The organism is Kitasatospora sp. NPDC058965 (assembly GCF_042741245.1).
GTDB lineage: Bacteria > Actinomycetota > Actinomycetes > Streptomycetales > Streptomycetaceae > Kitasatospora.
The window spans coordinates 20,708-29,768 of record NZ_JBHYKG010000078.1 but is presented as its reverse complement, the minus strand read 5'-3'; the positions used below and the strand labels follow the sequence as shown (position 1 = coordinate 29,768).

The 9,061-nt window shown below is 75.0% G+C and carries 8 protein-coding genes; 7 read left to right on the top strand and 1 reads right to left on the bottom strand.

Translation table 11 applies throughout. The annotated features are described in order from the left end of the window. Positions 1 to 78 precede the first annotated feature (78 nt). Positions 79 to 1,002 carry a class I SAM-dependent methyltransferase gene (locus ACFW1A_RS15800; RefSeq protein ID WP_380409295.1) on the bottom strand — a complete coding sequence of 308 codons (924 nt, stop codon included), beginning with the start codon at positions 1,000 to 1,002 and terminating at the stop codon, positions 79 to 81. 243 nt (positions 1,003 to 1,245) lie between these two features. Here ACFW1A_RS15800 and ACFW1A_RS15795 point away from each other — a divergent pair, with 243 nt between their 5' ends. The 7 genes from ACFW1A_RS15795 (at position 1,246) to ACFW1A_RS15765 (ending at position 9,048) form a co-directional block, all read left to right on the top strand. Further along, complete coding sequence (locus tag ACFW1A_RS15795) at positions 1,246 to 2,244, top strand: LacI family DNA-binding transcriptional regulator (RefSeq protein WP_380409293.1); 999 nt, start codon at positions 1,246 to 1,248, stop codon at positions 2,242 to 2,244. A gap of 264 nt (positions 2,245 to 2,508) precedes the next feature. Beyond that, positions 2,509 to 3,309 carry a S1 family peptidase gene (locus ACFW1A_RS15790; protein WP_380409291.1) on the top strand — a complete coding sequence of 267 codons (801 nt, stop codon included), beginning with the start codon at positions 2,509 to 2,511 and terminating at the stop codon, positions 3,307 to 3,309. A gap of 80 nt (positions 3,310 to 3,389) precedes the next feature. Beyond that, the gene (locus ACFW1A_RS15785) at positions 3,390 to 4,760 is read left to right on the top strand and encodes a M14 family zinc carboxypeptidase (protein ID WP_380409289.1); all 1,371 of its coding nucleotides are present in this window, start codon (positions 3,390 to 3,392) and stop codon (positions 4,758 to 4,760) included. A gap of 121 nt (positions 4,761 to 4,881) precedes the next feature. Beyond that, a complete protein-coding gene (locus ACFW1A_RS15780; RefSeq protein WP_380409287.1) occupies positions 4,882 to 6,156 on the top strand; it encodes an aminotransferase class I/II-fold pyridoxal phosphate-dependent enzyme in 1,275 nt (424 codons plus the stop codon). 138 nt (positions 6,157 to 6,294) lie between these two features. Next, on the top strand, positions 6,295 to 7,359 hold the full coding sequence (locus ACFW1A_RS15775; RefSeq protein WP_380409285.1) for an alpha/beta hydrolase: 1,065 nt from the start codon (positions 6,295 to 6,297) through the stop codon (positions 7,357 to 7,359). Positions 7,360 to 7,540: 181 nt separating this feature from the next. After that, entirely contained in the window at positions 7,541 to 8,110 is a 570-nt protein-coding gene (locus ACFW1A_RS15770; RefSeq protein ID WP_380409282.1) for a winged helix-turn-helix domain-containing protein, read from the top strand. Further along, positions 8,107 to 9,048: an MBL fold metallo-hydrolase gene (locus tag ACFW1A_RS15765; protein WP_380409280.1), complete on the top strand. Its 942-nt coding sequence runs from the start codon at positions 8,107 to 8,109 to the stop codon at positions 9,046 to 9,048. The genes ACFW1A_RS15770 and ACFW1A_RS15765 overlap by 4 nt, the downstream gene beginning before the upstream one ends. Positions 9,049 to 9,061 lie beyond the last annotated feature (13 nt).

Genomic DNA, 9,061 nt, shown 5'->3' with positions numbered 1-9,061 from the left:
GCACCGACCGGCGCGGCACCGACCACCGCGGCCCGGCCGCCGGCGGCACCGGGCGCCGCGCACCGCCCGCCGGCCGGCTCAGCCCGCGGCGCGCGCCTCCATGCCGGGCCCCTCCAGCCCCTGCGCGCGCCGCCGCTCACGGGCCTGCTGGCGGCGCTGGCGGATCACCCGGGTGGCCATCGGCGGCATCAGGTCCAGCACCAGCTTGCGGGCCGCCGAGCGGTCCGCCGGGCGCTCGGGCCGGGTCGGGGCCGGGGCCGGCTCCTCGGGGGGCATCAGCTTGGCCACACCGCGCCCGGAGAGCCGGACCAGGTCGTGGCCCGCGATCACGTCCACGTCCAGGTAGCAGTCCTCCACGTCGCCGCCCAGCTCCATCAGCTCGCGCTGCAGCGGCTCCGGGTCGCCCCAGGTGCCGTAGAGCTTCTCCGGGGTGACCGCGACCGGGCGCAGGCCCAGCGTGAAGACCGCCTCCCAGGTCGCCGCCGCGACGCCCGGGGTGTGCGGGGACCGGAAGTCGTCCAGCACCACCAGGCCGTCCTCGGTGAGCGCCCGCTGCGCCGTTCGGATGTCGCCGGCCACGTGCTCGTACAGGTGCGAGGCGTCTATGTGCACGAAGCGGCAGCTGCCCGCCGGGATCCGCCCGTCGGCCAGCACCGAGGTGGGCGCCTGCACGACGGTCGGCAGTTCGGGGTGGAAGGCCAGGTAGTTGCGCTCGAACGCGGCCCGGGTGAGCGTCTTGCGGTAGGACATGTGCATCTCCGCCGCGTTCTCCCCGTCGGGAGCCTCGGAGTCGAACAGGTCGCAGACCGTGAACCGCTCGCCCGGCTGCAGGTGGCGGCCGATCAGGATCGCGCTGCGGCCGAGGTAGCTGCCGAGCTCCAGCAGGTCGCCGGTCACGCCGAGCCTGGTCTGCCGCGCGAGCAGCCAGCCGAACAGCTGCTGGTCGATCGGCCAGAACCAGCCGGGGACGTCGTTCAACGTTCGGGGGGCGCCGGCCGTCATCGGGTCGGCTTCGCTGGACAGCACAGAGCCTCCTACAGGCACGAGGACGCGGCGCCACCAGCACGAACGGCCGGTCGGGGGACGACACCGGCCCCTGGGTGGACGTGATCCTAAGACCCTTGCACCGCAACTGAGAAGAGACCTGACAAGCCGAATTCGATCAACTTCGGCGTGTAGCCGGTACCCTCCGTCGATATGGCGAGATCCCGACGATCCTCCTCTCCCGGCGTCACTCTGCAACAGGTGGCCGACCACGCCGGCGTCTCCATCGCCACCGCCTCCAGGGTGCTGCACGGGAGCGCAGGACGCTCGGTGGGTCCGGAACTGCGCCGCCGGGTGGAGGAGTCCGCCGCCGCGCTCTCCTACGTCTCCAACGCGCCCGCGCAGGCCCTCGCCCGCGCCCGCACCTCGGTGGTCGGGCTGATCGTGCACGACGTGGCCGACCCGTACTTCGGCGCGATCGCCACCGGCGTGATGCGGGCCGCCCGGGCGCACGACCTGATGGTGATGGTGGCCGCCACCTTCCGCAGCCCCCGTCTGGAGCTGGAGTACCTGGTAAGGCTGCGCACCCAGCGGGCCCGGGCCGTGCTGCTGGCCGGCAGCGGGTTCACCGACCCGGCCTTCGTGGCCGAACTCGGCCGGCAGCTGGCCGGGTTCACCGCCGAGGGCGGCCGGGTCGCGTGCGTCGGCGACCACGGCGTGGCGGCCGACACGGTCACCCCGGACAACCGCGCGGGCGCCGCGCTGGCGCTCGACCACCTGTGGCGGCTGGGGCACCGGCGGATCGGGGTGCTCGCCGGGCCGGGCGAGCTGATCTCGGTGCGCGAGCGGCTGGCGGGCGTGCGGGACGCGCTGCGGGTCCGCGGCGCCGGGCTGGACCCGGCCGACCTGGCGGCGGGCGACTTCAGCCGCGAGGGCGGGCGCGCGGCCACCCTGGAGCTGTTCCACCGCCGCCCCGACCTGACCGCCCTGCTGGCCCTCAACGACGGGATGGCCGCCGGCGCGCTCGCCGCGCTGCGCAGCGAGCTGGGGCGCTCGGTGCCCGGGGACGTCTCGGTGGTCGGCTTCGACGACCTGCCCTACGCCCAGGACCTGCACCCGGCCCTCAGCACCGTCCGGCTGCCGCTGGAGCGGACCGGCGAGCGGGCGATGGAGCTGATCCTGGACGAGGCGGTCGGTCCGCTGCGGACCGAGTCGCTACCGGTGGAACTGGTGGCGCGGGCCAGCACCGGACCGGCCTGACCACCGGCGTCGGAACCGGCACCGGACGACCCGTCAACACACTTGCCCCGTAACGCAAGCGGGAAAGCAACCCACCGACCGGCGGACGCCGTCCCCGTCGCCCGGCGGGTTCCTCCGACGCACCGTCAGGAGCCACTCTTGGGGCCACGTTCGTCAGGTGCACGCCAACCCCACGGCTGCCCGGCGAGCCCTTGCCCGCACCCGGCCGGCCCCGACCCGGCCTCCCCCACAGGCGGCCGCGCGCCGCCGGACGAGGACTCCCCCTTGCGCACCCCGCTCCCGCACACCCCGTTCCTGCCCAAGGCGCTCGGCGCCCTCACCGCGGCCACCGCGCTCGCGCTCGCCGTCCCCGCCACCGGCGCCGCGGCGGCGCCGGCCGGCCACCCGCTGCCGCACATCGTCGGCGGCGGCACCGCCTCGCAGACCTACTCCTTCATGATCTCGCTGCAGCAGGACGGCTCGCACGTCTGCGGCGCCTCGCTGATCTCGCCCACCTGGGCGGTGACCGCCGCCCACTGCGTGTCCGGGGCGACGCCCGACCAGTTCACCGTGCGGGTCGGGTCCACCGACCGGACCGGCGGCGGGGAGGTGACCGGCTTGAGCCGGATCGTGGTGCACCCGAACTACAGCACCAACAACGACATCGCGCTGCTCCAGCTGAGCTCGCCGGTCCAGGCCGCGCCGATCCGGATCGCCGACAGCGCCCCGGTCGGCACCGCCACCCGGCTGCTCGGCTGGGGCCAGGAGACCCCGCAGCCGGGCGGCGACGGCGGGCCCGACCAGCTCAAGGAGCTCGACACCAGCCTGGTCGCCGACGGCTGCGCGGAGGGCTTCGACGCCGGCTCCGAACTCTGCGTCAACAACCCGCAGGGCCCGGACGGCAGCAACCAGGGCGCCTGCTACGGCGACTCCGGCGGCCCCGCGATCGCCCGGGTGAACGGCGATTGGCAGCTGATCGGCGCCACCAGCCGCAGCGGCGGCGACGCGACCTGCGCGGTCAACCCGTCGATCTACACCAACGTGACCGCCTTCGCGGACTTCGTCCGGACCACCACGGCCGGCTGACCGACCCCGCCGGGACCGCCGCCCCCCGGGCGGTCCCGGCGGCCCCCGGACCGCCCCCCACCGACCGGAGAGGCCGAACCATGCCCCCTGCCCACCCCCGCCGCCGGCGCGCCGCCGCCGCGCTCGCGGTGCTCTGCGCCCTGGCGCTGCCCGCCCTGCCGCAGGCCGCCGCCAGCCGGGCCGGCACCGCCGACGCCCGCGCCACCTTCGTCTACCGGATCACCACCGCCGACCCGCAGGACGGCGAGCGGCTGCTCGCCCACGGCTTCGACCTGCTCGAACACCGCAGCGGCAGCGACCTGTTCGTGCTCGGCGACACCGCCACCCGGGCCCGGCTGACCGCGCTCGGCTTCCACCCCGCGGTGGACCGGCGGCTCGCCGACGGAGCGCACCGCGACCGCGCCGCGCTCGCCGACGGCGACACCTACGACGGCGGGTACCGCACCGTCGCCGCCCACTACGCCCACCTGGACCGGGTGGCCGCCCAACACCCTGACCTGGCACAGGTCATGACGTACGGGCAGTCCTGGCGCAAGCAGGCCGGCCAGGGCGGCAACGACCTCCGGGCGATCTGCCTCACCAAGCAGACCGGGAACGACTGCCGGCTCGACCCGCACGCGCCCAAGCCGCGGTTCTTCCTGATGAGCCAGATCCACGCCCGCGAGCTCACCACCGGCGAGGTCTCCTGGCGCTGGATCGACTACCTGACCGGCGGCTACGGCACCGACCCGGCGGTCACCGCGCTGCTGGACAGCACCGAGGTGTGGGTGGTGCCGATCGCCAACCCGGACGGCGTGGACATCGTCGCCCAGGGCGGCGACAACCCCGCCTACCAGCGCAAGAACGCCGACGACGGCAACGGCTCGGGCTGCGACGCCGGCGGGCAGATCGGCGTCGACCTGAACCGCAACGCGGGCAGCCACTGGGGCGCCAGCGGCACCTCCGACGACCCGTGCTCCGAGGTCTACCTGGGCCCGCAGGCCGACTCCGAGGTGGAGAACACGGCACTGGAGGGCCTGTTCCGCCAGCTCTACCCGGCCGTGCGCGGACCGGGCGACGGCGACCCCGCCCCGGCCGACACCCGGGGCATCATGATCACGATGCACAGCGACGCCGGCATGGTGATCTTCCCCTGGGCGCACGACCACACCGTGCACACCGGCAACGACGCCGCGCTGCGCGCCCTGGCCGGCCGCCTGGGCACGATGACCGGCTACCAGTCCGGCCAGGCCGGCGAGATCCTCTACGACGCGGCCGGCGGCACCGACGACTGGATCTACGACAAGCTCGGCACCGCCGCCTTCACCATCGAGGCCGGCGACAGCGACAACCGCGGCTGCTCCGGCTTCATGCCGCCGTACTCCTGCCAGGACTCGTACTTCTGGCCGAAGTTGCGCCCGGCCCTGCTGTACGCGGCGCAGCAGGCCGGCGCCCCCTACACGGCGGGCTGAGACAGCGGCGGCCCACGGAACGAGACGGGCCGCGGCGGGCCCGAGCCGACCGGATAGGCTCGGGTCCGCCCAGCATTCGTCCCGCGCCCGCGCTGGTGCGTGCGCGGGGAAGGAGACCGTCATGCCCGCGCCGTCCGCCCCGACCGTCCCGGCTCTCGACGCCGCCCGCGCCGACTACCGGGCGCTGCTCGCCGAGGGGCTCGCCCTCGACCTGACCCGCGGCAAGCCCTCGGGCGAGCAGCTGGACCTGTCGGACGAGCTGCTGACGATCGTGAAGCCGGGCGAGGTGCGCGCCGCGGACGGCACCGACTGCCGCAACTACGGCGGCCTGGTCGGCCTGACCGAGCTGCGCGAGGTCTTCGCCGAGCTGCTCCAGGTGCCCGCCGGCCAGCTGCTGGCCTGCGGCAACGCCAGCCTCCAGGTGATGTACGACGTGCTGGCGCACGCGATGTTCTCCACCCTGCCGGGCGGCGAGCGGCCGTGGTCGCGCGAGGAGGAGGTCCGCTTCCTGTGCCCCGTGCCCGGCTACGACCGGCACTTCACCCTGGCCGCCCGGTTCGGCGTCACCCTGGTCCCGGTCGCGCTGACCGGCGAGGGCCCGGACATGGACGAGGTCGAGCGGCTGGTCGCGGCCGACCCGCGCATCAAGGGCATCTGGTGCGTGCCCAAGTACAGCAACCCGACCGGCGAGACCTACAGCGAGCGGACGGTCCGCCGGCTGGCCGCGATGCCGACCGCCGCGCCCGACTTCCGGCTGTTCTGGGACAACGCCTACGCGGTGCACCACCTGACCGAGGAGCGGGTCGAGCTGCTGCCGGTGCTGGAGGCCTGCGCCGAGGCGGGCAACCCGGACCGGGCGTTCGTCTTCGGCTCCACCTCCAAGATCACCCACGCCGGTGCGGGCGTCGCCTTCTTCGGCTCCTCGGCCGCCAACATCGCCTGGTACTCCGCGCTCGCCTCGGCCCAGACCATCGGCCCGGACAAGGTGAACCAGCTGCGCCACGCCCGGTTCTTCCCGTCGGCGGAGTCGGTGCTGGACCACATGGACCGCCACCGGGACCTGCTGGCCCCGCGCTTCGCGGCCGTGCACGAGGTGCTGGAGGCCGAGCTGGGCCCGCTGGGCATCGCCGACTGGACCGCGCCGCTGGGCGGTTACTTCGTCAGCCTCCAGGTGCCGCAGGGCTGCGCGGGCGAGGTGGTGCGGCTGGCGAAGGAGGCCGGCATCGCGCTCACCCCGGCCGGCGCGGCCTTCCCCGGCGGCCTGGACCCGCAGGACAGCCACATCCGGCTGGCGCCGAGCTTCCCGTCGGTCGACGAGGTCCGCGCGGCGATGCGCGGCGTGGCGGTCTGCGTCCGGCTGGCGGCCGCCGAGCAGGCGGCGCGGCAGCAGGACTGACCGGCCGTCGGCCGACGCCCCCTACCCAGCGGAGGCTACTCTCCGGTAGGTTCCCCGGACCGGCCGGCGCCCCGCGCCGGCCGGTCCGTCCTTCGGCACGCCCGCCCGCGCGGGCCCGGCAGACCCAGCGGAGAACGCATGGCCAGCACGCCCACCGCGATACCGTTCCCGATCCGGGCCCAGGCCTCCGCCGTGCGCGCGGCCTACGCGCTGCCGCGGCCGCTGCGCCGCCTGCTGGCCGGCGCACCGGTCCGGCTGGACGGCCAGCAGCTCGCACTGGACGCCCAGTTGCTGCTGCGGCTGCAGCGGATCGGCGGCAACCACCTGGTGGACCCGCGCGGCGTGGCCGTCTCGCGGGCCGCCACCGACCTGGGACGGCACCTGGTCAGCGGCGCGCCGATCGAGCCGGTGGCGACCCGGGAGATCGGCATCCCGACGCCGGACGGCGAGCTGGCGGCCACCCTCTACGCACCGGCGGGCCTCGCCGAGCCGTCCGGGCTGCTGGTCTTCTTCCACGGCGGCGGCTGGGTGGTCGGCAGCCGGGCCAGCCACGACAACACCGCCCGGTTCCTGGCCCGGCACGCGGGCGTGCGGGTGCTCTCGGTCGAGTACCGGCTGGCCCCCGAGCACGTCTTCCCGGCCGCGGTGGACGACGCGCTGGCCGCCTTCGACCACGCCCACAAGCACGCCGCCGAGCTGGGCGCCGACCCCGACCGGATCGCGGTCGGCGGGGACAGCGCGGGCGGCAACCTGGCGGCCGTCGTCGCGCAGACCACCTGCCGGCGCGGCGGCCCGTCGCCGGCCTTCCAGCTGCTGCTCTACCCGGCCACCGACGCCTCGGTGCGGCGCCGCTCGCGCGAGCTGTTCGCCGACGGGTTCTTCCTGAGCAGCTCGGACATGGACTGGTTCGCCGACCACTACGCACCGGCCGGGGTGGACCGCACGGACCCGCGGATCTCGCCCCACCTCGCCGAGGACCTGACCGGCCTGCCGCCGGCGTACGTCGCCACGGCCGGCTTCGACCCGCTGCGCGACGAGGGCGAGGCCTACGCGCACCGGCTCCGCGAGGCCGGCGTGACGGTGGCGCTCAGCCGGCAGCCGGACCTGATCCACGGGTACGTCAACTTCCTCGGCATCGGGCACCGCTTCCGCGAGGCCACCGCCGAGGCGGCGGGCGCGCTGCGGCTGGCCCTGGCGGGCTGACCGTCCGTCAACCCGGGGCGGGGGTGCGACTGCACTCCCGCCCTTCTGCTGCACCCCCGCTTCCGTTGCACCCCCGCCCTCCTGTTTCACCCCCGCACTCCCGTTGCACCCCCGCACTCCCGTTTCCGCAAAAGCCAAAGAAAGCGTTGACATCACCGGAAGCCAAAGTAAGCTTTGGGACATGGAGATCAACGATCCCCGGGCGATCCGAGCCCTGGCCCACCCGCTCCGGCTGGACCTGCTCGAACTGCTCGTCACCCACGGCCCGCTGACCGCCGCCCAGTGCGGCCGCCGGCTGGACGTGCCGCAGGCCAACTGCTCCTTCCACCTGCGCCAGCTCGCCAAGTACGGCTACGTCGGCGAGGCCGGCCCCGGCCGGGACCGCCGCGAGCGCCAGTGGCAGGTCACCGACCGGCGCCCGGACCTGCGGCTGACCGGCAGCGGCGACCAACTGCTGCGCCGGCAGCTCGAACGCGTCGTGCTGGAGCGCGAGGTGCGGGCCGTGCTGGACCACACCGACACCGTGGCCCAGGAGAGCCCCGAGTGGCAGGCGGGCGCCGGCGTGCTCAGCGCGCTGGCCGTGCTCACCGCCGAGGAGAGCGCCGAACTGCGCGCCAAGTTCAAGGAGTTGCTGGCCCCGTACCTGGCCCGGGCCGAGCAGGGCGAGCTCGCCCCCGGCCGGCGCCACGTGCGCGTCTTCCTCGCCACCACCCCCACCCGCCCGCACCCGACCGAGGAGAACACCGCATGAGCGAGCTCGACTTCACCACCGCCGCCCCCGTGCAGGGCTCGCTGGAGGTCTCCTGGTACGCCGGCGACCCGCACACCGAGCCCGGCCGGGGCCCGCTGCTCCAGGAGCACCGCTACGACGCGCACACGGTGATCCTGCGCCAGGACAAGACGGTCAACTACGAGGCGCCCTTCCTCTTCCTGCTGTTCGGCAACGAGCGCGCCCTGCTGCTGGACACCGGTGCCACCGAGGAGCCGGAGCTCTTCCCGCTGCGCGCCGCGGTGGACCGGCTGATCGCCGACTGGCTGGCCGAGAACCCGCGCGAGCAGTACGGGTTGGTCGTCGCCCACACCCACGGGCACGGCGACCACGTGGCCGCCGACGCCCAGTTCGCCGACCGTCCGGACACTCGGATCGTCGGCCGCGAGGAGGAGGCGGTGCGGGAGTTCTTCGGCTTCGGGGAGACCTGGCCGACCGGGGAGGTCGCCTTCGACCTCGGCGGCCGCGAGCTGCGGCTGCTCGGCTCGCCCGGACACCACGCGGCCTCGGTCACCGTCTACGACCCGTGGACCGGGATCCTGTTCACCGGCGACACCGTGCTGCCCGGCCGGCTCTACATCGCCGACACCGCGGCCTTCCTGGCCACCATGGACCGGCTCACCGCCTTCGCCGCGAGCCACCCGGTCACCCACGTGCTCGGCTGCCACGTGGAGATGACCACGCGCCCCGGCCGCGACTACCCGATCGGCGCCCAGTACCAGCCCGACGAGCGCCCGCTCCAGCTGACGCCGGCCCACCTGACGACGGTTCGGGACGCCGTCGCCGCGGTCGCCGACCACCCGGGGGTCCACCTGCACGACGACTTCATCGTCTACAACCGGCCCACCGAGCAGGACATGCAGCGCCTGCTCCGGCGCGGCCGCCTCAACCGGGCGCTGACCGCCCAGCGCCCCCACTGAGCCCGGCACCCGC